29 protein-coding genes are annotated in these 26,249 nt (G+C 60.4%); 16 read left to right on the plus strand and 13 right to left on the minus strand.

The window, feature by feature from the left end; genetic code table 11:
- Nucleotides 1–35: 35 nt before the first annotated feature.
- The 4 genes from HWX91_RS32365 to HWX91_RS32380 form a co-directional block, all read right to left on the minus strand.
- On the minus strand, nucleotides 36–1,274 hold the full coding sequence (locus tag HWX91_RS32365) for a TcpQ domain-containing protein (RefSeq protein ID WP_028197152.1): 1,239 nt from the start codon (nucleotides 1,272–1,274) through the stop codon (nucleotides 36–38).
- 147 nt (nucleotides 1,275–1,421) lie between these two features.
- Complete coding sequence (locus HWX91_RS32370; protein ID WP_028197153.1) at nucleotides 1,422–1,994, minus strand: DUF6817 domain-containing protein; 573 nt, start codon at nucleotides 1,992–1,994, stop codon at nucleotides 1,422–1,424.
- A complete protein-coding gene (locus tag HWX91_RS32375) occupies nucleotides 1,991–2,569 on the minus strand; it encodes a 2OG-Fe(II) oxygenase (protein ID WP_052660746.1) in 579 nt (192 codons plus the stop codon). Before HWX91_RS32375 ends, HWX91_RS32370 begins: the two co-directional genes overlap by 4 nt.
- Complete coding sequence (locus tag HWX91_RS32380) at nucleotides 2,566–3,138, minus strand: hypothetical protein (protein WP_045707096.1); 573 nt, start codon at nucleotides 3,136–3,138, stop codon at nucleotides 2,566–2,568. Before HWX91_RS32380 ends, HWX91_RS32375 begins: the two co-directional genes overlap by 4 nt.
- A gap of 165 nt (nucleotides 3,139–3,303) precedes the next feature.
- Between HWX91_RS32380 and HWX91_RS32385 the strand changes: the two genes are divergently transcribed.
- Entirely contained in the window at nucleotides 3,304–3,996 is a 693-nt protein-coding gene (locus tag HWX91_RS32385) for a hypothetical protein (RefSeq protein ID WP_028197155.1), read from the plus strand.
- A 196-nt stretch (nucleotides 3,997–4,192) separates the two neighbouring features.
- On the opposite strand, the gene HWX91_RS32390 is transcribed toward HWX91_RS32385, so the two are convergent.
- Nucleotides 4,193–5,080: a hypothetical protein gene (locus HWX91_RS32390; protein WP_028197156.1), complete on the minus strand. Its 888-nt coding sequence runs from the start codon at nucleotides 5,078–5,080 to the stop codon at nucleotides 4,193–4,195.
- Nucleotides 5,081–5,459: 379 nt separating this feature from the next.
- On the opposite strand from HWX91_RS32390, the gene HWX91_RS32395 reads away from it, so the two are divergent.
- Together HWX91_RS32395 and HWX91_RS32400 are read left to right on the plus strand one after the other, a co-directional pair.
- Nucleotides 5,460–5,810: a hypothetical protein gene (locus HWX91_RS32395; RefSeq protein ID WP_027693564.1), complete on the plus strand. Its 351-nt coding sequence runs from the start codon at nucleotides 5,460–5,462 to the stop codon at nucleotides 5,808–5,810.
- Nucleotides 5,811–6,285: 475 nt separating this feature from the next.
- On the plus strand, nucleotides 6,286–7,380 hold the full coding sequence (locus tag HWX91_RS32400; protein ID WP_027693563.1) for a hypothetical protein: 1,095 nt from the start codon (nucleotides 6,286–6,288) through the stop codon (nucleotides 7,378–7,380).
- Nucleotides 7,381–7,527: 147 nt separating this feature from the next.
- Here the strand turns inward: HWX91_RS32400 and HWX91_RS32405 are convergent, their stop codons facing one another.
- From HWX91_RS32405 to HWX91_RS32425, 5 genes are all read right to left on the minus strand, one after another.
- Nucleotides 7,528–9,264, minus strand: coding sequence for a vWA domain-containing protein (locus HWX91_RS32405; RefSeq protein WP_162181298.1), 1,737 nt, complete (start codon nucleotides 9,262–9,264; stop codon nucleotides 7,528–7,530).
- 91 nt (nucleotides 9,265–9,355) lie between these two features.
- Entirely contained in the window at nucleotides 9,356–9,610 is a 255-nt protein-coding gene (locus HWX91_RS32410) for a hypothetical protein (RefSeq protein WP_037022946.1), read from the minus strand.
- Nucleotides 9,611–9,693: 83 nt separating this feature from the next.
- The gene (locus HWX91_RS32415; protein ID WP_127837891.1) at nucleotides 9,694–10,290 is read right to left on the minus strand and encodes a hypothetical protein; all 597 of its coding nucleotides are present in this window, start codon (nucleotides 10,288–10,290) and stop codon (nucleotides 9,694–9,696) included.
- A gap of 106 nt (nucleotides 10,291–10,396) precedes the next feature.
- On the minus strand, nucleotides 10,397–10,897 hold the full coding sequence (locus HWX91_RS32420) for a hypothetical protein (protein WP_027693489.1): 501 nt from the start codon (nucleotides 10,895–10,897) through the stop codon (nucleotides 10,397–10,399).
- 154 nt (nucleotides 10,898–11,051) lie between these two features.
- Nucleotides 11,052–11,690, minus strand: coding sequence for a class I SAM-dependent methyltransferase (locus tag HWX91_RS32425; protein ID WP_127837890.1), 639 nt, complete (start codon nucleotides 11,688–11,690; stop codon nucleotides 11,052–11,054).
- 573 nt (nucleotides 11,691–12,263) lie between these two features.
- Between HWX91_RS32425 and HWX91_RS32430 the strand changes: the two genes are divergently transcribed.
- The 6 genes from HWX91_RS32430 (at nucleotide 12,264) to HWX91_RS32455 (ending at nucleotide 15,691) form a co-directional block, all read left to right on the plus strand.
- Nucleotides 12,264–13,067, plus strand: a complete 804-nt coding sequence (locus HWX91_RS32430; RefSeq protein WP_127837889.1) for a hypothetical protein — start codon at nucleotides 12,264–12,266, stop codon at nucleotides 13,065–13,067.
- A gap of 60 nt (nucleotides 13,068–13,127) precedes the next feature.
- Complete coding sequence (locus HWX91_RS32435) at nucleotides 13,128–13,373, plus strand: hypothetical protein (protein ID WP_028197160.1); 246 nt, start codon at nucleotides 13,128–13,130, stop codon at nucleotides 13,371–13,373.
- A 14-nt stretch (nucleotides 13,374–13,387) separates the two neighbouring features.
- Nucleotides 13,388–13,786 carry a hypothetical protein gene (locus tag HWX91_RS32440; RefSeq protein WP_028197161.1) on the plus strand — a complete coding sequence of 133 codons (399 nt, stop codon included), beginning with the start codon at nucleotides 13,388–13,390 and terminating at the stop codon, nucleotides 13,784–13,786.
- Nucleotides 13,787–13,826: 40 nt separating this feature from the next.
- On the plus strand, nucleotides 13,827–14,402 hold the full coding sequence (locus tag HWX91_RS32445) for a hypothetical protein (protein ID WP_028197162.1): 576 nt from the start codon (nucleotides 13,827–13,829) through the stop codon (nucleotides 14,400–14,402).
- Nucleotides 14,403–14,488: 86 nt separating this feature from the next.
- A complete protein-coding gene (locus HWX91_RS32450) occupies nucleotides 14,489–15,388 on the plus strand; it encodes a site-specific integrase (RefSeq protein WP_127837888.1) in 900 nt (299 codons plus the stop codon).
- Between the two features lie 69 nt (nucleotides 15,389–15,457).
- Complete coding sequence (locus HWX91_RS32455; protein ID WP_028197164.1) at nucleotides 15,458–15,691, plus strand: helix-turn-helix domain-containing protein; 234 nt, start codon at nucleotides 15,458–15,460, stop codon at nucleotides 15,689–15,691.
- Nucleotides 15,692–15,737: 46 nt separating this feature from the next.
- On the opposite strand, the gene HWX91_RS32460 is transcribed toward HWX91_RS32455, so the two are convergent.
- Nucleotides 15,738–16,463, minus strand: coding sequence for a hypothetical protein (locus tag HWX91_RS32460; RefSeq protein ID WP_028197165.1), 726 nt, complete (start codon nucleotides 16,461–16,463; stop codon nucleotides 15,738–15,740).
- Between the two features lie 190 nt (nucleotides 16,464–16,653).
- The gene (locus tag HWX91_RS32465; RefSeq protein WP_127837887.1) at nucleotides 16,654–17,340 is read right to left on the minus strand and encodes a hypothetical protein; all 687 of its coding nucleotides are present in this window, start codon (nucleotides 17,338–17,340) and stop codon (nucleotides 16,654–16,656) included.
- Between the two features lie 114 nt (nucleotides 17,341–17,454).
- Between HWX91_RS32465 and HWX91_RS32470 the strand changes: the two genes are divergently transcribed.
- The 7 genes from HWX91_RS32470 to HWX91_RS32500 all read left to right on the plus strand — a co-directional run bounded on the left by HWX91_RS32470 (nucleotide 17,455) and on the right by HWX91_RS32500 (nucleotide 22,692).
- A complete protein-coding gene (locus tag HWX91_RS32470; RefSeq protein WP_102857308.1) occupies nucleotides 17,455–17,775 on the plus strand; it encodes a hypothetical protein in 321 nt (106 codons plus the stop codon).
- A 318-nt stretch (nucleotides 17,776–18,093) separates the two neighbouring features.
- Complete coding sequence (locus HWX91_RS32475; protein WP_028197168.1) at nucleotides 18,094–18,369, plus strand: hypothetical protein; 276 nt, start codon at nucleotides 18,094–18,096, stop codon at nucleotides 18,367–18,369.
- 275 nt (nucleotides 18,370–18,644) lie between these two features.
- Nucleotides 18,645–19,001: a hypothetical protein gene (locus tag HWX91_RS32480; protein WP_052660747.1), complete on the plus strand. Its 357-nt coding sequence runs from the start codon at nucleotides 18,645–18,647 to the stop codon at nucleotides 18,999–19,001.
- A gap of 163 nt (nucleotides 19,002–19,164) precedes the next feature.
- Nucleotides 19,165–20,118 (plus strand): YqaJ viral recombinase family protein, encoded by a 954-nt coding sequence (locus HWX91_RS32485; RefSeq protein ID WP_028197169.1) that lies wholly within the window; start codon nucleotides 19,165–19,167, stop codon nucleotides 20,116–20,118.
- An 85-nt stretch (nucleotides 20,119–20,203) separates the two neighbouring features.
- Nucleotides 20,204–21,211 (plus strand): AAA family ATPase, encoded by a 1,008-nt coding sequence (locus HWX91_RS32490; protein WP_052660748.1) that lies wholly within the window; start codon nucleotides 20,204–20,206, stop codon nucleotides 21,209–21,211.
- Between the two features lie 145 nt (nucleotides 21,212–21,356).
- Nucleotides 21,357–22,205: an ArdC-like ssDNA-binding domain-containing protein gene (locus HWX91_RS32495; protein ID WP_081833090.1), complete on the plus strand. Its 849-nt coding sequence runs from the start codon at nucleotides 21,357–21,359 to the stop codon at nucleotides 22,203–22,205.
- 271 nt (nucleotides 22,206–22,476) lie between these two features.
- Entirely contained in the window at nucleotides 22,477–22,692 is a 216-nt protein-coding gene (locus tag HWX91_RS32500) for a hypothetical protein (RefSeq protein WP_028197171.1), read from the plus strand.
- A gap of 135 nt (nucleotides 22,693–22,827) precedes the next feature.
- Here the strand turns inward: HWX91_RS32500 and HWX91_RS32505 are convergent, their stop codons facing one another.
- Nucleotides 22,828–26,073, minus strand: a complete 3,246-nt coding sequence (locus HWX91_RS32505) for a conjugal transfer protein TraG N-terminal domain-containing protein (RefSeq protein ID WP_028197172.1) — start codon at nucleotides 26,071–26,073, stop codon at nucleotides 22,828–22,830.
- Nucleotides 26,074–26,249 lie beyond the last annotated feature (176 nt).

The raw sequence follows: 26,249 nt of genomic DNA on the forward strand, positions 1-26,249 counted from the left end.
CAAGGACCTGGCGAAGAGCTATGGCAGGTCAAAAATTATGTCTTCGCCTTGTGCTCACCAGCATCGGTCACAAGGATCTCGTGCGTCTGGGGATTGACCGCGATGGCGAGTTGCGGCACGAGGCTTTCGACGGTGCGTAGCGCGTCGAGAAAGCCACCCGTAAGCGGGCCGCCCTGAGTAATGTTGTAAGGATCTGAAGCTCTCCATTCAGGAACCTTCCAGCCCGCTGAGCGTGCCCAGTCGGCAAGGCTTTCCTTGAGCGTGTGGTTTGCGTTAAGCATCCAGACCTTCTGCACGGGGGCGATGGAGACTTCCGCCGGCGGCGCCGTCACCTGTTGTATTACCGGTCCCGGCGCTGTTGCGGCGACAGACGCCGCGGGCTGCTGCGCCGAGGCATATAACCGCGTGGAGTCATAGGGCATCGGCTCGGGCCGGTACACCGCGGGGATCACGTGATTCGGTGTTCGCGCCGCAGGTGCGTCGCCACCCGTGGTCCCGCGCGCGGCTGGCTTCACATCCTGTCCGCGCGTGGTCGACGGCGACGACGTTGCGCCCGTGGTGTCATCCTTCATCAGCAGCGACAGCAACTCGGCCGCATCCTCCGGCGGAATCTCGTGGCGCGACACGAGGTCCATGATGTCGCGCACCAGAGTCGTGCGTTTCACGTCGCCTTCACGAGCGCCTGTTGCCGTTCCTGGTCCGCCCGCGACGGTATCCATCCGGCTACCCGTCGTGACCCGCTGCACAGCCACCGGCGCGGCCGCGGCAGCATCGACTGGCAGATCATGGGCTCCAGTGTCGGACTCGGCCGGGTAACCCGTTGTCTGCGTAGTCGCGAAGGGCGGTACTGTTGCAGAGACGACACGGCCGGGTGACGAGCTCGTCACGATGACTGCGCAGTCAAACAGACGGCCGCGCCGGAGCACGCTGGCATCAGTATCGGTTGCGATCGCAACAGTTTGCCCATCGACGCCGTTGTTCACGAGCCATGAGCGGATCTGTGTCGCGCGTTGGTACGGGATCGAGGTCCGCGATGCGCCCGGATCGCCGCAGCCGGCGATCGTGATTGCCTGCGCGGCCGAGGTGCGCTCGAGAACCGCGTCGAGCGCGGACGTAGCCTGTTTCGAAAGGCGACTCTTGCGGGCGGTGAATGGTACGCGGTAAACAGACTCCACCAGCGCGGGTCGCTTTCCGTCTGCCGGGCTTTGCTGTGCATGGGCATAAGTCGCGGGCACCAAGGCAATGCCCACCATCAAAGCAAGGCTCGAACGCATGGTTTTCTCCGGGGAAAGGTGTTGATCGGCCGATGAGGCTGGATCGCCTGATATTTAAAATCGCCTGGAAGGAATTATAAGCGCATGGCGATTGATCTAAATATCGGCTGAACCTGTTCCTGGAGCCGGTATATGAGGCGGCCAACGCTAGTGGACGGCAGGATCGTCCTGCAGCAGTTCCGCCTCGGTTCTGGTGGCAAGGAGCCGGAATCCGTGCGGCCCGATCATGCCCCAGTCCCGGGCGCAGCGCGCGAGGACAGGCGCGTTGGCCAGCGCGTTCTGCTCGAGCAGGTTCGCGGTTTCGATCCAGGCGAGTCCAACCACTTCTACCGGAGCGAGGGTCAACGGTTCGCGCGTAATACGGTCGATCGCCGACGGCCGACATCCGCTGATCAACTCGCTGATCGTGGCGATCCGGCGGTCCAGCCGGCAAAAGAGCCACGCGATTCTCGCCGCCTGCGGACCGACCAGCTCCGCGATCATGGAGGCTTCGTTCCACGGGCAGATGGTGTGCTCGAATGCGGCCGTCCCATGCACCGAATGGACGAGGCCGGCGAGCGCTATCGGCGCTGGCGCGCCCACCTGCGCGAGGATGTCGTATGTGCCGATGAGGTGCCGTAGAAGGTTCGCGCCGCTGTGCTGCAGGCCGTCGGCACCCCTTGCCCGCAGAAAAGCGATCGCCCGGGCAACTGGTACCGCAAGTTCGAAGTCGACGGTCATCGTGGGGCTCGGGTCTTCAGAACAATGCAGACCCGCAACTGGTGGCAGTCGCGATCGACCGCGCGTGCCGCGTGCATCACGTTGGCCGGGAATACGATCGCGCGGTTCGGACGGGGCAGGCATGACCAGGTGATGTCACCGGTATGGTCCAGAAAAACCGTCTCGCCGCACCATTGCGACCGCCACTCTGGCACCGCGTAGTACACGAGAGACCAGTAGCCATCGTCGCGCCGGTCCATATGCGCATTGCCACCAATGCCGTAAGTGTGGGCGTTGGCATAGGCGCGCACGAGTGTGTGTCCGCGCATCGGCCCAGCCGCAGCTGCGACCCAGAGCGTGCGCGCGAGCTCATGGGTGAGCAACTGTTCCACTTCGGCGTCGTTGTCGGTGCGGGTGCCACCGTCGAGGTCGACATGCCAGTGGCCACCTGCCATGTTCGCGTTTGATTTCCAGCCGAACTGCCAGGGCAGGGTTCGGGCGGCGTTTGCCAGCGCCTGGGCTTGCGGGTCCGGCAGAAAATCGTCGAAACGCAGCAACTGGTAGCTTTGCGCTCGCGGTATCCGTGTAACTGTCATTTCGATGTATCCAGCCTGGCAAGCTCGATGCCGGTCTCGGCACGCGAAATCTCGTCATAAAGGACCTCGACCTCTTCGAGGATCTGGGTCGCGGCCACCACCACCGGGATGCCTCGCACGCGCGCCCGGGCGGTGATGATCGGATGGACCGACGGATCTTCGCCCCGCAGTGCGGCCAGCGCCTGCGCGCAACGCAGGTGCGCTGCGATCTCGCGGTACCCCTGTGTCGTGCGCGTGAGCAGTGGCGCCAGCAGGTCCCTGGCCCCGGCCTTGGGCTCATGCGTCGCCCGGATCGGTACGGGCGGCTCGAGGCGGAGCGTTGCCAGCGCGCTGTATTCGACGTCGCTCTTCGTCATCCGATCACAGTATCGATATTGCGCACAGTTGAGAGCGTGCATCTCTGCGGGTAACTCGTCATCCGGCACGTCGATGACCCGCAGCTCTGAAGGGACAAGCGCGCGTTTCCCGTCTTCGGAAATGACGACCTGCTCGGTCGGTACCGGACCGGATCCGCAGCGGTGGACATACACGATCCGGGATGACAGGGGATCAAGGAAGAGGGTAGCCATCGGTCCAGCATAGCAGCGCGAGCCAGCGTCAAATTATCGACGTCGTTAGTGCACAGGCGGGCTTTGCGACGACGGCCAGCGAGCTATTTTTCTGCGGAACCTCTCCCTTGCTCAGCTCTTCTCCCGCACATCGCGGGCTTACACGCAAACAAGGAGATTCGCATCATGAATGGGAAAATGCCGCAGCACACTGACAGTAGGTCAATCGAAGATCTGCTGGCCAGCACCGGTTGTCTGCCGGTCGAGTACGGCGGTCTGACAGCCCTCGGTCGGGCTGATGACCGGGGCGAAGATGCGGTGGCGCACTTCACTCCGGATCAGGCTGAGTCGCAGGTAGAGACTTTGGCGGCGTCAGGAGTCAACGCATCAGTTCGCCCCACGGCGCTGCCTGGAAAATATGTAGTCGTTTTCGATCCAAATCAGCGAAAGATTCATGAGAACGGCGTTGTACATCGTATCGAAGCCGTAGGGCAGAGGGTCGACGGACTCACGCGGGCGCTCATGCAGGTGTTGGAACTGATCGCGGCGGGCTCCGCGACGGACGCAAAGGTCCTTGCCGTGACCACGCTTCGCAAATCGGGACTCTGGCGGCCGCCGGCAGCGAAAGCCGGGACTGTGGCAGTCGACGTTGTTCCGGTCCCCTCGGGAGTACTGGCCGCGCTAATCGAGATGGCGAATGCGCACATCGAAGACATCGAAACAGGTCTCGAGGACGGGACATATGTCCGATCGGAAAACGGCGATCTTCCCGACAAGCAGGCCGCCGTTAAAGTAGCGGAACAGCTTTACCAGTCTGCAAACCCGCAAACCGGAAGCCCTCAGGACGGGGGCAGTCCGGAACCACTCATGGGCACGTAACTGCCCAAATACACGGCCCGCCAGTCCTCTACGGACGGCGGGTTTTTTCGTCATGACATCCTCTGCGTTCAGTCCATCGCGCGCCCGCTGCGGGCCACGAGAAAACGTGTGGACGAAAAAAAGCCCGCCGCATCCGAAGATGGGCGGGCTTTGGGTTGGGGGTTGATTGAATTCCGATGCGCGGACGCTGGCTTTCTTACTCCGTCGGCTGAACCACCATTTCCACAATGGTGTCGATTCCCTCGACACCATTTACTATCTCAATATGTCGTGGCGTATTGGCATCATCCATCTGATCGCGTACGTAATCGTCGTGTTCGTCCTCCGGGATTTCCGGTGGTACTTCAATTTCAAAGGTCTCGCGCTCCCAAACCGCCTGATCGCGCGTAACGCGATAGACGACAGAAGCCCCGCCCTCCGTCAGTTTTCCAGCTTCCTGCTGAGGCGCTACGATGGGCAACCCACCTTCCTGGCTTTGAACCTCGACACACACGCACTCGCTTTCGTACTCGCCGCACTCAGGGCAGTGGCTTTCGATATGGCTGCCATCGTACTGACCGGTAGCGACCGGTTGACCTCCTGCCGTCCGTGAATCCGACGGATCCCCAGCTTCTGCCGGGCACTCGAGCGCACCAAGGCTCACCCAGCCAACACTGTCGCAGAAATGGCCGATACCGCCGGCCTCGACAACAATGTCGCCCACGCTTGTCGAACGACATCCTTCGCCCTGAAATCTGGGCGTCGCCCCCGGATTGATCCACCACTGCCTGTCAATTGTGTTGGTCAGCTCAAAGACAGCGTCCAGACCTGACGCCGTGACCTCAGCCACCAGTCGGTAAGCGCAGCCTGTTGTGGGCGTCCGGAACAGCTTGATTGCCTTTTCCACATCTTTTCGGACATCCAGCAACCCATAGTTATGCGAAAGTTCCTGGTCCACTCTGTCTCGCGTATCAGTAAGGTGGTGGACCCGAAATAGGGCAGAGCTATGCAATTCACGGACCTGTGCTGTTCGCTCGCGTGCAGAGTCCTGATTTGCATTGTGGTCCGCGTTGATCCGGTCGATGACATTCATATTGCCTTGCATTGCGAAATCTCCTGTGTAAGTAAGTCCGCTGCTGAAGCGGGCGATGAACTGAGCACAGGGGATGTCTCACCGGAAATACGTTCTATACGAGAGGCATTACAGTGCCGCGATGCCGATCTGGCCGAGATTCCTGGTCGGGCGATCGTATGCGATGTGTCGCACGATCCCGATTGGCCGCCGTACCTCTACGAGGTCGACGGCGCCCCCTAGGACTAGAACCGCATTCACAGCCTGAGCAATCCGTCATCCGGATGCGCCGGCGACTCTCGTCCAACACACGCCCGCGCCTTTCGAGTTGCGGGATTTTTTTTGCAGCGTCATCTCCCGTGCTTGGCTACTGCTCGTGTGCAACGGGCTCACTTACACAGGAGATTTGAATATGGAAGAAACAACACACGACAACGTACCCGATCGCGTGCGCAGTGCCGTCTCGTTCGCATTGAGCCGATTGGTGGAGATAAGCGAAGGCATAAGCAGAGCAGCGGATCTGGAGCGGCGGTTTGGGCAGGCAGGGCGCTATCAGGCTGACGCGTTTCTCAATCGCAGCCGGGATATTGAAAGTGCCCGTGCGACGCTGGCGGAGTTCCGCAGGCTCGCGCCGGCGAATGGGGTGGATCCGGACGCCTTGATACGCAGGTTTGGCGGAGAGCCAGATCTGACGCCGTCTCCCGAGGCGCAGGCGTGGTTAGACGATCCGCGTGGCCCGGTGATCGGCCACGTGGTTACCTGACCATTCCCGATGATGACCTTTAACAACTGCACGCTTCCTATGCCCAACATTCTCATGGTATTGATTGTCGCGATGGCCGGCTCCTCCCTGTGTGCTTGTTCCGTGTCCTCTCAAACGCGGAGTCCGGACTTCCGATCGAAAATTGTTGTTCACGAGCCGGCAGCAAGCCAGGGCGATTTCGTCCTCTGCAAGGACGGTCGGGTTCTGGTTTTCCCGGTATCGCATCCGATGACCTGTTCCTGATCGAACATTCCCATTTCCCACACGCCCGCGCTCTTTCGAGACGCGGGTTTTTCTTTGACAGCCACTATCGCGATTTTTCGAAGATTGCGGGTTGTCGTGTAGTGGCCGTTGCTGGCGCAAAGATTGGAGCTCGCGTTGGCGAATCGATCGAGAGGATATTTTCCGGAGCGACATCCCCTGTGCTCAGTCACCGCCCGCATACAGCGGGCTTACTTACACAGGAGATTTCACGATGAAAAAGGAAATGGGTGTTCACGCGTTTGAGCTGACGCTGGCCGGCTTCGACCGCGGCAGCGATGCAACGGATCAGCTGATCATTGCTGTGGGCACGTCGTTCAGTCACGGAGAGCTGTCCGGACATCTAAGAGAAAGGGGACTTTATCCCGGCAAGATCAAGACCATTGCAGCACTGCCCGATGCGTATTTACGTGACTTCGAGGTGCCATCTCAAATGGAAGCGTTGATCGAAAGGGTAGACAACGTGGTCGCTGCTGAGCCGGCAACGACGGCAAACCGGCTCATTGAGGCGGACCGGCGAGTAACACTCAGTCAGTCGCTTGAACCTCGATTTCGTATCGAGCACTGTCCGAACTCCAGCGGTCTGAGTTGGTTTCTGGATCACTGGATTGAATATGACGTGGGCGCTGGATGGAAGAACATCACGAGCTTTCGAACGAAGGTTGAGGCTGAGACGGCGCGCGATGGTATGACAGCGGCGGCCGTGGCAGGCGCGAACGGCAATCCGTTGGTTATACCCGTCGCGAGTGAGGCCGGCGAATCCCGGCAAGATGCTGAGCGTCTCTACGTAATATCCGGACGAGTGCCGGGCGACGATGACGATTCGGTTGAGGTGCTTGTCGCTTGTAGTGTCGAGGAAGCCACGACAAGGTTCAGGGAGCATATGACCGCGGATCTTGACGAGGACGGGCGGGCTGCACTGATTGCCCGGCATGACAGCGATTGTTTCGTGGTCTCGACAACGTTGATCGGTGAATACATTGGTGCGACCCGTTTGCACGTTGCCGATGAGTTCAAACTCGACAACTTGCAACGTGTCGGTGCCGAACCTGCTGCGCAGTTCATGCAGGAGTTGTTGGCTTCGGTTGAAACGCTGTCGGACGTCGTGGAAACCTATGGCGCGCGCACGTTGGCCGATCTGATGTATCTGCAGAATGCTGTGGTGAACGGAAGCTACATTGACCACCATCCGGATGAGTCGGCTGTTGTCGATGTTTTGAAGGCGCTACCGTCTTGTGAGCGCTGGCTGGCGTTTGTGAAAGTCGTGCCGGGGGAGGAGCATTCGCCGAACCCGTCCCCGGGTATGTAATTGGTCTGCAACTCACGGTCCGCCACTCCTCTCGGATGGCGGGCTTTTTTTCGCCTGCTCGGCTCGCAATTCTCGCTGCGCTGAAATTCGCACCTGCGAATTTTCCGAGGGTGCGAGATCGGTAGCTCGGTCTGACCCACGCCTCGCTCAAATTAGCGAACGCACCTCATCAATGATGGTCTTTGCGAGCGTATCCATCGAATGCGTCAGCGAAGGCTTTCGGCCGAACTTGCGTAGCATTTCGGCGTACGGCGCGACATAGCGATCCGCGGCCTTTGCGATCAGCACGGTCGCAATTTCGATGTCGATCTCGACCGCGTCCGCGTACAAGGCCGCCACCTGTTCCATATCCGGAGTCCGACCGTCCAGCACCACAATAACAAGGCGTCTCGCCTCATCGCGATCGGCCATCCCCATCAGCACCGATCGTAACGCCGGGGCGAGTGCCGTTGTGCCGCCGAGGACGGGGATCGACTGCGCGCGATGTGACACGCGTTTCCAGGTTTCGTCGAACTGTTTGATCGTACAGACGCGAGCGTTGAAGACAGCCGCCGCGAAGGGAATGTCGTGCAGCTCGAGTACCTCAGCCAACGCAACGAGCGTCCCGCCAGCTGCCTCGAGCGGAACGAAGCCGGCTGGGGATTTGACTCCCATGCTGCCCGACACGTCGATTAGCAGACTGACGCACGCATTGATTTCGTCCTCGACACGCCGGCGCCGGAACACCCGGCCGTCAAGCACCGCAAGTCGATGAAGGCGGTTCGATTGCAGACGACGTCCAACGAGGCCGACATGGCGATTCGCGTCCCTGCGCGACTCGAGGAGCGCCTCGAGGTCCCGCCCGAGCCCCCCACGAATCCGGCCAGCCGTGGCGATCCAGGTCGGCGGCAGTGGCAATTTGCGCGTTCCGGGAGCCTTCATAGCGATACGGGTGTCCGCCGGCAGCGCGCTGACAGCGCCCCCGAGAGCTTCGCCGACCATATCGCCGATGTCCGCCTGCCGTACGTTTTGCTGCACCAGTACCGAGAGTGCGAACCGCTGTTCCTGTGTCGTCACCGTCCCATTACTGGGCGACTGGGCGGCAGCTTCACCTGGTGCCTCCGTGGCGGCCGGTGCGTCGTCTTCCCCCTGAATGGCGGACGTAGGACCGCCTTGTCCGACAGGTCCACCGTCTTTGTCGTCTGCGACCCCGCTCGAGGATCCTGAAGAAGCTGCGGGCGTCGCATCGCGCGCTACGGTGTCGCCAGTGGCGAGATCTCCGAGCAGCTGCATGGCCTCGTCGACAAGCGAGACGACTTCGCCGGTTGATGAGGCATTCCACGCCTGCTGCATGATGTCGATCATGTGCAGCCACAGCGTGGGGCACTGTGTGCGGGCCCACGCATCATATGCACGAGCAAGGTCCTTCAGCGGGGCGTCCTGGCCACGCAACAGCGTCGCACGCCCCACGCAGAGCATCGCCTCGACAAGCGCCTGGGCGGGGCGAGCGTTGCCGATGTTCCGGACCTGGCCGAAGAAGCCCATTGGAATCAACAGCTCCACAGTCCTCGCGAGATTCCTCGCGATGCCCGGGTAGACTTCTGCCGCCAGTCTTTCTACGCGTAGGTCTTCAAAAATACCCAGGATCGAGATCTTCAGCGGACCAGCGTGCTTCATACAGGCGTCGTAGGCATCGAAATCCGTGTGACGGGCGTGTCCTGCGGCCAGGTGATCAATGACCCCCTCGAGAAGCTCGGTGATCTGAGGGTCGCCGGTCGGCAAAACCGCGTCGACCCAGATTCCCGGTAGCGTGAGCTTTTTCCGGGTGATGCTTGCGTTAGCCGCTTTCAGATCAATCTCGACCTCGAGGTTGTGCCGGTTCGCAAGCATCCGGGCGAGGAGCATGAGGTTACGCATCGGACTGGAGTTTCAAAAAAATAATCCCGTCCGCACAGGGTGCGGGACGGGATTGGTGTATTGGGAGCGACTTGCGTGTTCAGGCATCGCCATCGATACCGCAGTGAAGGCAATAGCAGCGGCCTTCGCCGAAGTAACTTGTATCGTCACCTCCATAGACCGTTCCGGTATATGCCCACTGGTGTGCACAGGTGTATTGCTCCATGTCGGCTAACGAGCCGCGGTCGCGGATATAGGCGAGCGCATCGATCGCGCGATACTGAAGGTTCCCGCGTGCCTCGCGATAGGCCACGTTCGTCACTGCAAATTCGAGTAACTGATGGGGTGTACGCATGATTTTTCTCCGTCGTGAAGATTGGGAAGAAAGGGACTTGGTCCACGACATGTCACGGAGAAAAATAAGCACTGTGCCGATGGCTACCTGGCGGCTGCAAGGTGCTTTTGCATCGCCCCGACCAGCATTCCCGCGGCGCCTGTAACGACCCATGTTGCACCGATGAGACCGTAGTTTTTCTTGCGGGCGAGGGGGTACCACAGTATGGCAACACCGCCCGCGCTGCCGGCATTGAACGCTGCCTGGGCGAGGTGACTCGCCGGCGTTGCTCCGACATCCCGCCCGAATGCGAGTGTTGTGGGACCAAAGAACTTGTGAGTTAGCGTCACGGCCCGTACTGACTTGATCTCGACGACAAACCTGATGCTGCCCGTCGATACGATGGCGTCGCAGTCACCAGAAGCGGTCATCACGTTGTTTGTGATTGTCCAGCCGGAAGGCAATCGCGCGCGAAGTGCGGCGAGTGCTTTCCCCTCGGTGTGTTTTCCATGCCAGCGGTAGTATCCGCGTTCCGCGCGCCAGTAGCCGAAGACAGTCAGCAGCACTGCGAACGGACCGTAGCGCAGGGGGCTGGCTATCCCGGTATGGATGAGAATGGCGAGTGTGCTGACACCAATGATCATCATTGCGCCCCCGACGTGAAGATCGCGACGCCATGGGTTGAATGGTTTGCTTGCCATCAGGGATCCCTCTGGATGTGGTCGAAGTTGTAAAGGGCTCGGAAAAAAGAAAAGCCACACCGGGGAGGTGTGGCTGTGGATTACCGTTGCTGGAACGGATAGTGTGTCAGAAAGGGATCTCGTCGTCTTCGGGCGCACCTGCCGGAACCGGGATTCCAGGTACGCCGCCTTCTGCCCCTTCTGCGCCTGCAGCTGCCGGATCACCTTCCTTCGCCAGGAATTCCGATACGCTGACCGACAGATATCGACCGGCGCGATCGCTGTTCTTGAGCCACGCAGCGAGACGCAGACGCTCGTTGCCGTCGCGATCGAGGTCGATCGAGCCGGTGTAGTCCGGCTGCTTTTCGCCGTCCTTCTTCTCATTCAGGAAGAGGGCCGCGTTGTGGTACTCGTTGTCGAGACCATTGCGATCGATGAAGACCAGGCGGATGTACTGCTTGCCGCCTTGCGAGAGTGCCTTGATGCCGATGATCTGGATCTTCTCGGCGCCGTCGCGTTCGCTGCCGTTACCGTTGTAGTCCGCGCGCACCTTTTCGTCCTTCGACTTGTTGAAGGTGATGCCATCCACGGTGTTCTTGAAAAGCGAGAAGTTGAAAGCCTTTTTCATGATCGGTTCTCCGGAGAATCAGCACTAGGGGAGCTGAGTGGGTTGGGTTGACCTAGTGCCCGATATGGTTTTCCAAAAAATATACGTGGCCGTGGTTGCGCCACCCTGCTACCTGCTCACTGCGTTCTGCGTAAATCTGCGGCTCCGGTGCCGGCTAGCACTCGAATATCCATCCGTCCCACAACATCGTTGGCATGTCGAGGCGCAGTGAGTAGCCCAAACCCCGGATGGCCTCCACTGCGCTGCGTATGCTCTGTTCCCCCTCGAGATCCGGGCGCAGCCGCGCGATCAGCGTGCGTGGGCGGTCATGCCGGACACTCGCGATCGCCATGGCAATCTCGCAAGCCATCCCGGACGTTTCGACGAACACCGCGTCCGGGCGTATCCGGCGCACGAGGCGCTCGGCGGACTCGAGCCACGGAACGGGCACGACATCGGGGTCGCCAGCGCGCGGGTAACGTTCTACACAGGCCGCGTCATAACCGTGTCCGGGCAATGCCAGATTGACTGGTCCGCCCTGGTGACTGGGCACTACGGCCCAACGCGAATGAAACTCAACGGGAAGACACCGGTTCGCATCCAGATTGGCCTGCGCGACAGGGCAGAGGAGGGGGGAAGGTTCGAACGTTTCGACGCGTGCCCCAAGACTTGCCACCCATAGGGACCATGCGGCGGAGCCGGCGCCAATGTCGACCACCGTTTGTCCTGGCCGGATGATCTCTGCAGCAAGACCGTATTCGGTTTGCTCGAGCGGCCGCATGCCAAGCAGCGTCTCCGCCGTGTGCCTGTCCATGTGTGGTGACACCCTCAGCTCGAGATGTTCCAGCTTCACGACCTGATCAGTCAGGGCATGCTGGCCAATCGGTCGTGTTGCGTCGTCTCGCGTGGGGGATGCGCTCATGAATGCCATTTGTGACGTTTCTGAGTGAATTTTCATCGTAAGATTATTATTCATCCTAGCTGATTTCATTGGCGAGAAATTATCGGCCGAGATGACATCAGTTGATGCGGGGACGAGCGGCAGGGCGACGCCAGCTCCGAGGACGACGAGCGTGGTGTTGGTGCCGATAATTTAGTCAGAAGAATCGATGCTATAAACGATTGACCGATCACTTTTCCCTGAGAATTTCTCATGCATGAGAGTCGAAAGGTTTTCGAAATGTTTGGTGATTCGCTCGGAATGTGATCGGATGGAAATCGGCTCAAGAATTACGTCGTCCTGATTCGGGCATCAGGGGGCTAAATTTCTCCGGGAAAGTGTCGATATAAACGGTGGCGAGTATTGTTTTCCCAGCTTGCTCAAGTCAGATCGGACTCCTCGGGTCAGGTCGCGGCTCGCATACGCTGTGGCCGCCGACGCTGATAAATGCCAAAGAAAAAAACAGTAGTGACTATGACCACCAGAGCACTCCTCCCAGTTGTAGCTACACGCGGTATCAAACGTGAAACGCCGTCCGTCCAGGCTACCCTCGTCTTCACGCATGTGCAGCCGGACAGTCGCGCAAAGATGCGCCCCGTCCACCTCTATTCGTCTGCTGGCGCAGAAGTGATTTATGCATTGGTGGACGGTGTCGCCGGCGCGCTCCGTGCGCTCGAGGCGCAGCGGCTGGACACCGCGCGGGCGGCGATCGACATCCGTGATCTTTTCTGTACGGCAGCTCGAGCACACACACACGTGGATGACGCGTCGATCCTTGTGTCGTCCCTTCCCGATCCCCTCGATGCGATGCTGGATCTCTATGGACCCGTCGGGCAGGGCGTGTATGTTTTCAGTGGTGGTGGAATGCTGATCGCAAGACGCTCAAGTGTGAGCCCTTTCGACAACGCCCCTCTGGGTGACACGGACCTGCTCGCGATCAGCGCGCACCCGGGTCTTACGGATCGCTTTCTCGACGTCCGGCAGAACGCCTGTCGAACGACAATCGAGGCACTCACGGCACGGCGCAGGATGTCTGTCGCGACGAGGGAGAAACTGGTGTCCCTGCTGATCGATGCCACCACCCTCGCGTCGCTGAACCCGTCATTCCCGAGCTCGCAATCCCTGACCCGATTGAGTGCTTTCGCTGGAGTTCGGCTGGATCAGGAGATTCATCGAATCCCGAATGGAGTGAAGCCCAGCGGCGGCCGACCTGGCCGGACCAATGTCAGCGCGGTGTCGATGGACTGGTAGGTCGCGACAGGACCCATTCCACCGCCGCGCGGCGGCCGGAAAACAGGATGAAGTCTGGCTATGGATGAAGAAAAGAACGTCGAGCTGTTAGAACTCGGGCACGCTGCGATGCGGGAGGTTGTGCAGCAACTCGGAACAGTGCGACGCCCCGACGCGCGAGCGCTCCTGCAGGCCATCGCCATCTCGTCAATCACTGCGCTGCGGCTAAATTTCGGGGACGCCTACGCGAGTGAGTTTTTGCGCCAGGCTATCGCGGCGATTGAGACCGAAAGCCTCGCGCAACTGCACGCAACCCATTCCCACTAGATTGCAGACCGCCCATGCGTCGCGACATCACACGCAGGCGGCGCTATCGGCCCTTCAGCCTGGTGGCGTTGTACGAGCGTGTAACGGCCCGAGAACTGTCGCTCAAGCCTGAGGAAATCAACCGGCTGGTTGAAGACGAGCTCAGCTTCCTCGCCGACACACACGCCAGTGTGACCTATTCGCTATTTGAGCGAGCGCGGCGTCAGGCGCTTTGTACCCAAATACAGGGAAAACTATCGGCGCCGCAAGACGCGGTCGTCGGGCAGTTCGCGGGGCTGACAAACGCAGAGGCAGGCTTCGTTGCCGGGCTGAAAGCGGAGTTTGAACGCCGCGTCGACATACGGGCGAATGGTCTTTCCGAAGGAGCCGCACGTGGCCGCTCGCACGAGGAATTAAATGACGGCGGTGTTTGAATGCAAAATCGCCGTACCATTCAGAGTTTGATCGCACACCATGCCGAAAGTCGCACTACTGTCGTCCGTCTCGGGCGACATTCCGCATCAGAAGCTGCTGCTGGTACCTGATGGATGCATGGACCCGGAAGCAGAAATTGACCGGATACTCGTCGCGCTGGCAACCGAAGCGCCGCACTTTAGCTGGCAGCAGGCGCGCGAAGCGCTCCGTGCTGCCGGCTATACGCCGCTTGAGGATATCGTTGAGGTCACGCGGCCGTGGGACGAATCACGCTGCAGCCACGCGATGACCTTCGCTGTCTCCTTTCCTCCCGACGCTGAGCACGAGCATGCGGGAAAAACGTTGCGGGCGAGTACATGGCTCGCAGCGGAAGGCGGGGTGATCACCCTGGTCGACGAACACGGTCAATGCCTGATGGCCGATGATCAGCTCTGGAAGCGGGGAGCAGAAGGCTCGGAGCAGGTACCCCTCGGCGTCATTCTCGTGCCCCGCTCGCAGTTTGCTTCGATGGCACAACTTTCGACGGCAATTGCATTGCTAAGCGAATCCGGATTTCGCGTGCAACCGGGCGACCCGGATACCGCTGGCAACGTCCAGGGGCCATCCGCGCGATGACACGGCAAGGTGGCTTCCGCCGTGTCTCTCTCGCGTTGGCGCGCGGCCGAGGTGGGGCTGCACCGGGTGTCGACGAAGCGGCGGCTGTGTCGGCGTGGCTGGGTCGCTATCGTGGACACACGCATACCGCATATAAGCGCGAAAGCTCGCGGTTCGTCGCCTTTGTTTGCTCGTCCGGCATCGCCGGTGGCCTGGCAGGGGCCACACCGGCCGTGTTCGAGCAATATGCGCGTACACGCCCGAGCGAAGACGTGGCGCGATACGGACTGCAGGTGTTGCGTTCCCTGTATGCCACGCTTTGCGAACGTGGCGTTATCAAAGTCAATCCTGTCCGGGTGGTAAAGGGCAGCAGTCGCGCGAAACCCCCAGTTCAGTATAAGCACTTCACGCAGGCCGAGCTCGTTACGATCGGTGGGGTGATTGACGCGCTGGCACATGAGCCGGGCGGTCATCGTCGCTCATATTCCACGCGGCGCTGGATCTTCTGGCTACTCGCCTATACCGGAGCTCAGCGCGAGGAAATCGCGGCCAGCTCGCGACGTCCCGCGCTTACGATGGGCAACCTTCACTGTTTCCGGCAGGTGGAGCACACAACCGCGACCTGTGGTTGGGTCCCGGACGTGCGCGACAGTGCCGGGGTTCTTCGCCACATCCGTCTGTGCGACGCTCTTGTCGCCGAGCTCGTGCGATACCGGCAATCTCTGATGCTGAACTGGCACCCGAGGCCAGACGACGAGACCCCACTCATTGTTGGCAATGGTTGGCGGCCGATGGGCGCGCAAGGCATCTACACCAACGTGCAGGCAATGTTCGCCGCAGTTGCGTCGCATCTGCAGGGTCATGGCCTGGAATCGCGTCTTGTGGCGCGGATCGAAGAGGCGACGCCGTACTGGCTGACGCGCTCTTTCCACGCACTTGACAGGTCGGGAGACAATCGCGAGGCGCCTGATACGTCGAAGGAAGTTACACACGCGGCGTTGGACTGAGCTGAACGCGATTGTGGAGCAGCTCGAATCGCCTGGCTTGCCGATATCGTTTTCACGTGAGTCGATGCCATGACCGTCGCCGGGATACTCAAAGCGAGACGCGAAGAACTTGGCCTGACGTTGCACGAGGTCGCGTCGGCCGCTGGCAGTTCGAAAGGACATCTCCACGGCATTGAGTCGGGGCGCTATCCGAACATCCGCTTTGCAACGGCCGTGCGACTAGCCAGCGTGCTGCAACTCGATCTCCTGATGATGGCGCGTGCTGTGCTGGCCGAGTGCGACAAGCAGGAGGACGTACCGTGATCAGTTACGCGGGTTCGCATGACCCGCGTGCCGCGATCGCTTGATGCTACCGTAGCAGGGTGTCATCGGATAGCAGGGTCACCACGGGGCCGGCCGCCCGTGCAGCCTTCAGCGCAACAATCCGCTCGACAGGGATACTTGCCGCGGCGAGGCGGGCGCCGAACCATTCCCAGAACGCGGGATCGTCCAGACATGCCTTCAGATCCTCACTCTCCGCCGCACCGGGATATTCACGCATGGCGTTGAACTCCTCGCGCAGGATCACATCCGTCTCTGGAGCGCGGTAGTCCACCTTGAAAATCACCATCGCCGGATCCAGCGTGGTGGCTCGCGCGATGGCGTTGGCGCGGCGTGATGCAACCCGCTGCTCCCTGCGGGTAGGGGGCATGTTGGCGACGCGCCAGGCTTGCGCGACCTCTGTCGGAACGACTGGCACCATAGCGCGGTAGAGACAGGCGGGTTCGATCGGTTGACCAAGATCCGCCTCGAAGTGTGCCTGATCGAGGACGGTGATAATCGCTGCGCCGCGCTGGGCATCGTCGATGGCGACGACGACCACAAACCACGCACGGTCGACGTCTGAATACACCAGAATGTGCCCGCGACGTTTGTTATTGCGGCTTGCATTGGTAAGCCAGACCGAGCGGCCAGCATGCAGCAGATCCAGCAGCAGGTCCGCGGTGAGGGCTGTGCGCAGTCCGAGCCGGTCGATCGCGTGGTCGCCAGCAAAGTAAAAGCGTTGGGCGGCACGGGTAGACAGGACGGTGGACATGGTTCATGCGTGAAGAAGTCAGTAGGTCTACGAAGAGTACCGCGCGTGCCATTGCCTGAATAGCGGGTTCAGAGACCGACAGCCGCTTTTTTGGGGATGGGTGCTCAACCTTTATAAGGTGTCCCCTGTTGCCGGCAAAAAAAACGCCGCATCCATGGGATGCGGCGTGTGGGTTGGTGCGATGTTGTGTTCAGGCAGCAAGTGGCTCTGCCGAACGCACATTTTCGAACTTCGGCGCGATCCGGTCACGGTAAAGCGCATGATGGAACTCAATCTTCTTGTTCGCTTTCACCTTGTTCAGCGAAGCGCGATCTGTGATGCCAGCAGCGCTGAGGGTAGTCGCTGCCGCGTCCGCCTGTGCCTGAGCCTCCGCCCAGAGTGATTCGGGTGCCTTGACTTCCTTGCCGTGAGCGTTGCGCAGGCTCAGTGCCTGGTTCGCGAAGAACCGTTCGCCGCGCTTCACCAACTGGGAGAAGGGCAGGAACGTCACCACTTCGCCCGATTGCACACCGAGAAGCTTGTGCGCAAGACGCTGAGCGAGTTCCGACTGCATGTCGAGCGACAGCATGACACCGTCATCGCCTTCGGTGACACCTTCGAAACGCACGCGCACTTTCTGGTACTCGTTCCCGCGACCGTCACGCGTCACGGCGAGCTTGACGGCGGTGACGCGGCCGGTAATGCCTTCCTGCTTGCAGATCCCCTCGAGGGCGAGGCGGGCAACTGCGGTCGGACCGTCTGCGCGCGTGTCCGAAAACCCGCCCTTCCAGGCGGCGTCACCGACCTGCTGCTGGGCAGCCTTGAGGGCGCGATCGACCACCTGGTTTCCAACGGGGACGAGCATGCCTGCGACGGGGTTGTAGGTCATTAGCTTCACTTTTTAGCTCCTTGAATGAATGCCCACCAGTAGGGCTGGGAGATCCTGGTATGGGAGATGGCGTGCAGAAAAAAATGTCGCCGACATTGTTTTTCCCCACGCATGTCGGAGGCCATGACCTTCGCCCGCTGGCACGGGCTTTACCAGGAGAATTCCATGTCTGCTGTCTACACCCCTCCACTGTTCGCGCTGCTCTGGGCTGCCGGCGTATTCATGGTTGGGTTTCCGGCCACCATGATCGCTAACGCGGGAATATCGATCAGGACGTTCCTGCTCATTGCTGTGTTCGGTGTTATTGCGTGGGAATTGCGCGGTCTGGAGGCGCTGCTGCCCGTACTGGTACGTTGGGCGGTGTGGCTCGGCATTATCGTGATGATGTGCGCAGGTGTTCTTGACGGCATGCGCGGTGCGCGTGAGGAAGAGGAGCGCGCGTGATGCAGACACGAACCATTGATATACACACGGTCCGCGTTGTCCTCCATCTTTGCCGGATTTCCCAGAGGGAGGCCAGGCAGGTGTCCCGCCCTTGGCACGCCAGCCTCGGCGCGGTTTCACGCAAAGGCCGGAGCGAAATCGCTGCACTTCGGCCGCGACACATCCCGTGCTAGCCGGTTTGTTGCCAACCCACCACCCCGTTGCCGGTCCTTGAGACTGGCACGGGGTTTTTTCTTGCCCGCCGGCGGCGAATAATTTTTGGCGGGAAATCTCCTGGCACCAAGCCCCCTATCCCCAGATACTCCAGGAGAACCCTTCATGGCGGCTCGTTCACGCCTCGACTTCGACCTTCTCAAGGTAGCCCAATCGCTACTGCCCGACCAACTCGTTTCACAGCTTAACCCCCCCATCCGCCTTGCCAGCGATACCAGCCTTTTCCGGTTCGGTGACGCCCAGGGCGAGAGCCTGCACCTCATTCTCGACGGGTGCGGCACATTCACCGCGGTGTTCCATCCCGACACCGTTCTGCAGCACATCGAGGAGCATCACCTGAACGACTTTCCCGACGCGGGGGAGCGTGTCACCGTTCACTGATCTGCTCTGCTGCCTGCCGCTCCGACCTTGGGGCGGCATTTTTTTTGTTCTGTCTCAGCGTACTCAGACACCCGGCAAAGGGTGTTGCCTTGCCGGCCACAGTTAATTTTGCACGGTCATCTCCCGATGCTTCGCCCTTTACCGGCGCCAATCGCGCCTTTTCTGGAGATAACCATGCAGCAAATCCGCAACAGAAAGTGTTTCAGCCGATACGATCGTGCCCGTGCGGCCGGACCGCACGCGACGATCGCTGTCGTAGTTTGAAGGGGCGACTCATGAACCTTGAACTGATGGTGAAAGCGTACATCGCGGCCGCACTTTGGAGCACGTCGCTGGATGGACTGGAGGCAATGGATAACCAGTATTCAGCCGACGACCTCAGCCCCGAGGCGAAACAGCGTATGAGCGAGGACTGTGAACGCTTCTGGCAGGAGAACGCGGCAGATCTGGCTGTCCTCGGGGAGGCGAGTGCAGGGCACGACTTCTGGCTCACACGAAACCGACATGGCGCTGGATTCTGGGATCGCGGGCTGGGAGAACTGGGAGAGAGGCTCACAAGAGCAGCGCATGCGGTGGGCGGGTGCGATCTCTACGTTGGCGACGACGGAAAACTGCATTTGCAGGTCGGCTGACTGACGTCGTTGACCACCAATCCACAGGCCACTCTTCGGAGTGGCTTTTTTCTTTTTGAGGCGGGCGCGGACCATCGACCAGCGCCGCGGCATTATTTAACCCAGCCGCTTTGCCTTACCCTTTGCGACAGCAGCTGCCTCACTTCCTCACTGTACTTCGACCATGAACATTGTCCAGATAGAACCGTTTTCGCCCGCGTGGCACGCATGGCGCTCGGGACACGATTTGCCGGATGGGCCACGTATCACTGAGACCGCCGCGGTGATCATCGCGGGTCATTCGCGTGGGACCAACATTCAGCGGTTGTGGCAGGAGTTTACGGGCCGAATCACGCCACGCCAGCCGGCAGACGACAATGCGATCCAGGCACGTGTCGGCCGCCAGGAACAGCTACGCGCGCGCTTCGCCGAGGCACGTGGTCTAGTCGTACGGCCGGCGTGCATCGTGTCAACGGAACACCGCTGGGCGGCCGCCACGCTCGACGGGCTCTCCGATGCGATGGACAGCCTCTGCGTACTCACGCTGCTCGATGAGGGCGAGCATCAGCTGGTGCGGGAAGGCCAAGTTCCGGATCGTTTTGCGACACGCATCCAGTGGCAGTTGCTGTGTGCCGACCGGCAGGTGCAGAGAGCCTTCTTCTTCGCCTGTCCTACCGAGGATAGGGCAATGGTTGAAGCAGTCACGTTGGAGATCAGTCCGGACGAAGAGGTGCAACACGATCTCCTCGAGCGCGCGCGGCGCTTTCGCGAAGCCGTCGTAGACAATGTGCCGCCGGCAGGCAGTCGTTTCGAGCAGGCGGCGCACCAGTGGCTGCTTGCACATCGCCAGCTCGAGCGAGCGACCGAAGTCCTCGAGGGGGCAAGGGCCCGTCTTGCCGCACTGTATCCGGCCGGAGTCGACCCGATTACGGCTGGTGGCGTCACGGTCTACCGGGCAAATCGGGCCACCGGCCCGGGCGCCCACGCCCAGGATCTGCAGTCGCTCGTCGTGAAACGCAGTAGCGACGCGTCGGTGGTGCTCGCGCAGCTTGATGCGCAGGGCTTGCCGCTGGCGGATCTGCCAGCACCGGCGCCAGAGGCCGATCATTCCACGACCTCGCTTCAACTGGGGTGGTGAACCGTATGCTGGCGCAGCTCCACGAAAAATTCCCTGGTCGCGACAGTCTGCGCCGTCTGATTTCGGCGGACATCGGGAGACTGCTGTGAGCTACTCCGACACAGGCGCGATGTCGCAACCTGCGGAGTTGGCCGATGCGGCCGCAAACGCCCCCGGGCCGTCCCATGGTTTTGCCGATGAACTCTTTGGGTTCGATGTGCCGCCGAAGATGCGCGAATTTGCTCGCTTTCCGCTTCGGGTCGCCGGGCCGGATACCCCGCCCATCAATCCCAATTTCCTGTTTCGCAAGGACCACGTGAAGATCGGGCAGGCATGGATCAGCGGGTTGTTCGATAACCTGATGCTGAGTGGCCCCACCGGGGCGGGCAAAACCAGCTTCATCGAGCAGTTCGCCGCGCGGCTGGGTTGGGGTGTCATCCGCGTGGCATGTTCGAAGTCGCTGGAGCTGCAGGAGATCGTCGGGAGGGTTTCGATCAATTCCGATGGCAGCACGGGTTGGGTTGATGGGCCAGCAATCCGCGCGATGAAGGAAGGGGCGATCCTGCTGCTCGACGAGATCAATTTTCTCGACCCTGGTCAGGTTGGCGGCATGAACACGATACTCGATGGTGGCTCGTTCCTCATCCCCGAGACAGGCGAGCGTGTGTTGCCCCATTCTGACTTTCGGGTAGCGGCAACCGGCAACGCGCTCGATGGCGAAAATGCAAGTAGCTACCGCGGCATCCAGCGGATGAACGACGCACTGCTCGACCGCTTCCGGGGCGGTATTGAGGTCGGGTATCTGTCGAAGGAGGAGGAGACGCGCATCCTCGTTGCCGATGCACCCAGACTCCATCCGTCGGTGGTCAAGCTCATGGTGGAGCTGGCTGAAACGCTGCGCAAATCCTATGAATCGGGCGACCTCTCTGTGGTGCTTTCGACCCGGATCGTTGTGGCGTGGGGCACGTTACTGCAAAGCTTCTCTACGGTGCTCGATGGCCAGCGGGAAAATCTGCTCGCCACCCTCAGGTCCTCTTTTCTGTTTCGCGTTGGCCGTGCGGACCGGGCTGCGATCGAGGCCGTTCTGGTAGGCGTCCTGAAGCGCTCGAGTTGACCGTCTACCCAGCTTAAGCCCTTACCCGTTCATTTGAGGATGCACGGGTTTTTTTTCGTCTGGCATGTCTTACGCAATGGAATCTAACGCGGAACTGAAAGCATCCGGAGGACAGTTTCGACTCAACTAACGTAGGAGGTATGCCATGGCAGTTAGCAACGACATCCCGGGATTGGTGCAACGGGCGCGAGAGTGGATGCTCGGACGCATCCAGCGCACTCATCCGTGGGCCGGTCTCGGTGGTTTGCCTGTACGCGTAACAGACGGAAAACCTTACGAGGGCACCAATATCCCGCTCTTGTGGATGCAGCAGGAAGCGCTGCGCTCCGAGTCCAACGCCTGGGGTACGTATCAGATGTTTCTGCGCCGCGGTGAGCCTGTGACCGCGAAACAGCAGGAATGCACGGCAATTCGTTTCCATCCCTTCGGCAGGATGAGCGTGGCCGAAGGGGAAGTAGCGGGGCAAGTGCGGGAGGCGGAAGTCCACGCCCGGAATGCCGGTATGACTTTGCCGGTGAGTTTGTACAACCTCGCCCAGACGAGTGCGCGTGGACCGGCCTATATCCCGGTGATGTTTCCTGGCGAAGGCCGTCCTGATGACATCCCAGGGCTCGTGACGGACGTATTGCTGCAACACGACAGCGACGGAGTATCGGTCTTGCCGGGTGAAAGAGCATTCATCGACCGGTTCACGCGCGACGTCGTGCGGATGTTGCACGGATCGGATCCTGCGTCGATCGAAGGCGCTTATCCGGCAGAGGCGGTAGAGTCGTTGGCTGCGCAAACGACCGATCTGAAGAAGCTGTGCGGTATATGCGCGGCGGTGATCAGAAACTGGGGCAGGTTGTCGCAACCGGTTGGGCATTCAGCGATGCCGGACAGCGTTCCCGTGATCGGTGACGGGCGTGCGGCAGAGGAGGCGTTCGACAGGATCCTCGGAATCGTGACATATCAAGGTGTGGTGCAACGACGTGCTGCGGCGATGAGTGTCTAGCGCCAGTTTTCGGTTTGCTTCTGGACACAGGCAATCAGGCGCATAGCGCCTTAACCCCAACCTACACGCCCCGCATGCCTTTTGGTCTGCGGGGCGTTTGCTTTTTGTCGTGCATAACGAGGTGATGCCTTCTTCAGGTCTCCCCTTGAAGAGGATGAGCGCCGTTTTGCAGATTCCGGTGAGCCTTGCCCCGAAGCCCTTGCTATCGAGCGACTAGCGATTAGAATGGAATCGTGATCTCGAAACGACAAAGCGAAGACGGGGTGAAAAAATGGGTGCGTTTCTTCTTATTCTGGCAATTGCATACATCGTCTACCGGCTTATGACGCGCAAAAGCGAAGGCGTGCCGGTCGAGCAATATGCCGCTGACGACGATGATGTTCGGGGTCAGGATGTACAGCCGACCGAGCGCTATCGTTGGGTTGCTCCTCACGACAGCACGAGCATAAACACAAATGCCAGCGACGATGGTCACTGGATGTTGTGACCATGAGGGGTGGGGTCCAGCGTTCTCACCCCCAGCCCAAGACATCGCGCGAAAAGCCGCCTTTTATGGCGGCTTTTTGCTTTGGCGCGCGCCGAAATGGGGCACGGACTTTCGCGCTCACGCCGCTTCCGAGTATCAGTTTTTGCGTGCCGGATGAAGCGGGCGATCATAAATATTGACAGTATCCTGCGTAGCATGTGATGACGGAGACGGGGCACGTGGCGGGAGGCCGTGATCGGCCGGTTCGTTCTTTGCATCAAGGAGCGTGACGTCACCCTTGGGGTCGTACTGTTCTGTGTTGTGCGTGCGCTTGTCGAGACTGATCTGGTCCCTTGCCTGCCCGTGCTCAATCCGACTTGCCTCGGCCATCGCAACATCACGTGAGCCTGCGGGCAGATGCATCTGGTTAGCAGCGTTTGCAATTTCCTGCGAGAGCGGCGGGGTGGATCCCGGTGAGAGAGTGCCACCGCTGCCGCCGAAACCGCCCCCGAAGCCACCGCCGCCGCCCATCCAACTTGATCCGCCACCACCGGGCAATGCGCCCGGTGCTCCGAGTGGTCCGCTTGCCGGGTTGAGCGGCGCGGCGTCGAGGGCCGTCGAGCCCATTGCCACACGATTGAGCGCGGAATTTGTTGGAGATGCCTCAGTCTGGCTAATGAACCGGTCGAGACTGGACTTTTCAAGAATGCTTTCGGCAAGGCCGCTTCTTCCGGCTTGACTCGCGAGGGCGGCAACACCGGCTTGTGCAGCGGTATGCACCCCGGAGTCGCTGCTGAGAACGCCGCGCGAGAGCATAGCCGAAAGATTGTTGGCTTTCGAGAAATCGGCGCCGGCGAGGGCTTGGTTAGTAATCTCCTGCGCCTTGTTCACGACGCTCTCAGCGTTGTCAGCGATCTGTCCGCTTCGAGCCAGACCCTGCGCGGTTTGCACGGCGTCGCTGTATACCGCGCTGCGGACGGCATCGCCGATGCGTGACGGGTCGCTGGTCTGATAGGCCATGGTGGCGAGATCGGCCACGTTGACCGAAGTCTTTGCCCCCGATTGCATCGCACTCTGTGCGTCATGTGCAAATTGCTGGTTACGCTGCAAAGCTTCCTTCTCGGCTTGCTGCGCCTGTGCGAGCGCGGTGCGCGTGTGACTAATCTGATTGTCAAGGGAGTGGCTGTCGGAGAAACGGACACCGTCGGTGGTTGAATACTTATCGTCAGTGGAAACCTTGTTTTGGTTGCCCTGAGTTTTGGAATCCGCTCCGCTCTGTCCGTTGGTCGTACCCTGCCCGCTACTTGCACTTGCGGTGACGCCGCCTCCTATTCCGGCCACCTTCAAGCCGGCAGTGCCACTTACCGAAGCTTGGTTTGCCTTATCAACATGTTCGCCCCTGACATTGGTGAGAGTCTTGTTTTGGCCAGCCGTATTGTCGTTTCCTGTGCTGGTTCCGTGCGTGTGATCTCCACCACCATTCACGTCCAGACCGACGGAATGTCGCTGCGACGTCAGCTGCTGCAACTGGTCGGTGAGAGACTGGACCCGCTGGTGCGCAGTCTCTGCTGACAGTTGCGCGCTTTGTCCTGCCCGGAAGGTATTACTCAGCCCCTGGCCAAACTCGATCGTGGCGGCGGTGGCCACGTCGCCACGGACTATCGCGCCGGCGTTGGCGGTCGCACCGTGAGCAATGGCCGAGGTCATCGCCTGAACGCCGGCACCGTTCTGGTTAGCGAACTCCAGCCCCTGGGACGTAACCTGCTGCCGGGCAGCGTCGGCATTGGCGAGGTTGTACGCATTGCCGTCGTTGCGGTCGGTATCCATGTAGTCGCGACCAGTGCCTGTCGCGCGACCAGCCAGGGAAGTCAAGGTGTATACCGACCCGGTCAGGAGCGAGAGCGTGATGATTGGAGTCGCCCCGATCATGGTTGATCCGGCATAGATGGTGCTGCTCACCTGGGTATAGAAGTTATCGATACTTGCCGGCGACATGGTCGGACTCGATGCAAACGCAAGAAGGCGTGACCAGAACGACGTCTGCACATAGTAGGAAAGCACAGTGGCAACCGGGAGCCATCCCTGGCTCCAGATCCCCATCAGGAACCACGCCGCGTAGATCTTGAACCCGCCGACCCCCATCGTTATCGCGACGATGACGACGATCGGCGTGAGCGCTACAAACAGGAACGAAAAGGCGTTCATCGCATTCGTCATGAAAGACTCGAAAAGCGATGCCTCGCCTGCCGTGTCAATCATCGCCTTGTTACGGGCATTACCCATGAGTGTCGTAAAGGTGTATGCCGCCTGGCTCTGATCGAGCGAGGCCTGCTGCGCAGCCCGGAAGATGGGGCTGAAGACCAGATTCATCATCGTGGCGTCACGCTGCTGTCCATTACCGGTCATCGTCGCGTTTGCACTCTGTGCCGTGGCCGCAATGTTCTGGCTCAGCGTATTAAGCATCGTGTCGGCCGCGGCGACCGTCGATGGGCCATCCGGTTCTGCGGATGACGACCTGGCGAGCACGTCGCTCGTGAATGAATCGCTGTCGATGTAGGTGGCCATCGCCTGGTAGATCTGCGGGCCGGCCTGACTGCATGGCACAGCCGTGGAGGTAATGGTCTGGTTCCCGGAAGAATCGGTGGTAACCTGGTAGAACTGGGTCGTGCCCTGGAGCTGGCCGTTCGGTGTGCCGCCAGGGCTGTTGTTGAGCACGTCGCTGATACCGGTGTTCGACTGCATGGACTGACTGGCCAAAGTCTGGACGGGGCAATACTTCATGTACGCGACGAGGTTGTTGCAAATAGTCGTGTTGCTTTGCGAGCAGTCGTAGACCTCCTGCAGCTTGAGCAGCATTTTGAGCGGGGAGAGCAGGCCTGAGGTGCCCTGCACGCTGACGCCGCCATCGCCGGGTTCGGTAAACCACTGCAGGTAAACGTCGGATACGGCTTTCGTCATTTCGCTTGCGATGCCGGCGGGGTAGGCCACGCCGATCGGCACATGATTCACAACGATGTTCTGCGGCGTGACGGTAGTGCCGTTGTCGCTGAAAAACGGCTTGACGGTGATGGTCGTCTGGCTGCTGAACATCGCCATCGTGACGACCGTGCTGACAAACCATGGGCCGAGCATGAACTGCTGGCGAGTCGCGGAGCTGAAGAGCGCAACGATGAGTCCGGCAAGACTACCCGCGAGCAAGCCGCCAGTCATCACGGCGGAGCTGCTGTTGCCGTTACCAAAGAAGGCCGCCAGTCCCTGAAAGGCATTGGCCACCTGCTGTGGATCACCTGCGACCCAGAAGACCGGGAATGTCGAACTGGCGTTCTGCGCGAAAGCGGTGCCGCAGTACAAGAAGGCCACGAAGCCTGCCAACGTGGCGAAAGCGGTTGATTTCCAGCGCATACGGACTCTCCTTGCCCAATTCCCCAGAGGCGAATGTAGTGGCAAAGTGCCGTATCAGATAATTCCTGCGGAGATTTCGCGCGATATGCGAAGCCGATATACATCGGCATCGCTATCGGTACAAGGTTGCGGGTCGTCTTCTCCGCCGGTCTGGAACACGAACTTCCAAATCGGCA

The sequence above is a fragment of the Paraburkholderia fungorum genome (assembly GCF_902833645.1).
Classification (GTDB): domain Bacteria; phylum Pseudomonadota; class Gammaproteobacteria; order Burkholderiales; family Burkholderiaceae; genus Paraburkholderia; species Paraburkholderia fungorum.

Excerpts from the sequence above, each read along its gene's own strand:
- HWX91_RS32365 (WP_028197152.1), bottom strand. The coding sequence starts at position 1,274 with ATGCGTTCGAGCCTTGCTTTGATGGTGGGCATTGCCTTGGTGCCCGCG.
- HWX91_RS32370 (WP_028197153.1), bottom strand. The coding sequence starts at position 1,994 with ATGACCGTCGACTTCGAACTTGCGGTACCAGTTGCCCGGGCGATCGCT.
- HWX91_RS32375 (WP_052660746.1), bottom strand. The coding sequence starts at position 2,569 with ATGACAGTTACACGGATACCGCGAGCGCAAAGCTACCAGTTGCTGCGT.
- HWX91_RS32380 (WP_045707096.1), bottom strand. The coding sequence starts at position 3,138 with ATGGCTACCCTCTTCCTTGATCCCCTGTCATCCCGGATCGTGTATGTC.
- HWX91_RS32385 (WP_028197155.1), top strand. The coding sequence starts at position 3,304 with ATGAATGGGAAAATGCCGCAGCACACTGACAGTAGGTCAATCGAAGAT.
- HWX91_RS32390 (WP_028197156.1), bottom strand. The coding sequence starts at position 5,080 with ATGCAAGGCAATATGAATGTCATCGACCGGATCAACGCGGACCACAAT.
- HWX91_RS32395 (WP_027693564.1), top strand. The coding sequence starts at position 5,460 with ATGGAAGAAACAACACACGACAACGTACCCGATCGCGTGCGCAGTGCC.
- HWX91_RS32400 (WP_027693563.1), top strand. The coding sequence starts at position 6,286 with ATGAAAAAGGAAATGGGTGTTCACGCGTTTGAGCTGACGCTGGCCGGC.
- HWX91_RS32405 (WP_162181298.1), bottom strand. The coding sequence starts at position 9,264 with ATGCTCCTCGCCCGGATGCTTGCGAACCGGCACAACCTCGAGGTCGAG.
- HWX91_RS32410 (WP_037022946.1), bottom strand. The coding sequence starts at position 9,610 with ATGCGTACACCCCATCAGTTACTCGAATTTGCAGTGACGAACGTGGCC.
- HWX91_RS32415 (WP_127837891.1), bottom strand. The coding sequence starts at position 10,290 with ATGGCAAGCAAACCATTCAACCCATGGCGTCGCGATCTTCACGTCGGG.
- HWX91_RS32420 (WP_027693489.1), bottom strand. The coding sequence starts at position 10,897 with ATGAAAAAGGCTTTCAACTTCTCGCTTTTCAAGAACACCGTGGATGGC.
- HWX91_RS32425 (WP_127837890.1), bottom strand. The coding sequence starts at position 11,690 with ATGGACAGGCACACGGCGGAGACGCTGCTTGGCATGCGGCCGCTCGAG.
- HWX91_RS32430 (WP_127837889.1), top strand. The coding sequence starts at position 12,264 with ATGCCAAAGAAAAAAACAGTAGTGACTATGACCACCAGAGCACTCCTC.
- HWX91_RS32435 (WP_028197160.1), top strand. The coding sequence starts at position 13,128 with ATGGATGAAGAAAAGAACGTCGAGCTGTTAGAACTCGGGCACGCTGCG.
- HWX91_RS32440 (WP_028197161.1), top strand. The coding sequence starts at position 13,388 with ATGCGTCGCGACATCACACGCAGGCGGCGCTATCGGCCCTTCAGCCTG.
- HWX91_RS32445 (WP_028197162.1), top strand. The coding sequence starts at position 13,827 with ATGCCGAAAGTCGCACTACTGTCGTCCGTCTCGGGCGACATTCCGCAT.
- HWX91_RS32455 (WP_028197164.1), top strand. The coding sequence starts at position 15,458 with ATGACCGTCGCCGGGATACTCAAAGCGAGACGCGAAGAACTTGGCCTG.
- HWX91_RS32460 (WP_028197165.1), bottom strand. The coding sequence starts at position 16,463 with ATGTCCACCGTCCTGTCTACCCGTGCCGCCCAACGCTTTTACTTTGCT.
- HWX91_RS32470 (WP_102857308.1), top strand. The coding sequence starts at position 17,455 with ATGACCTTCGCCCGCTGGCACGGGCTTTACCAGGAGAATTCCATGTCT.
- HWX91_RS32475 (WP_028197168.1), top strand. The coding sequence starts at position 18,094 with ATGGCGGCTCGTTCACGCCTCGACTTCGACCTTCTCAAGGTAGCCCAA.
- HWX91_RS32480 (WP_052660747.1), top strand. The coding sequence starts at position 18,645 with ATGAACCTTGAACTGATGGTGAAAGCGTACATCGCGGCCGCACTTTGG.
- HWX91_RS32485 (WP_028197169.1), top strand. The coding sequence starts at position 19,165 with ATGAACATTGTCCAGATAGAACCGTTTTCGCCCGCGTGGCACGCATGG.
- HWX91_RS32495 (WP_081833090.1), top strand. The coding sequence starts at position 21,357 with ATGGCAGTTAGCAACGACATCCCGGGATTGGTGCAACGGGCGCGAGAG.
- HWX91_RS32500 (WP_028197171.1), top strand. The coding sequence starts at position 22,477 with ATGGGTGCGTTTCTTCTTATTCTGGCAATTGCATACATCGTCTACCGG.
- HWX91_RS32505 (WP_028197172.1), bottom strand. The coding sequence starts at position 26,073 with ATGCGCTGGAAATCAACCGCTTTCGCCACGTTGGCAGGCTTCGTGGCC.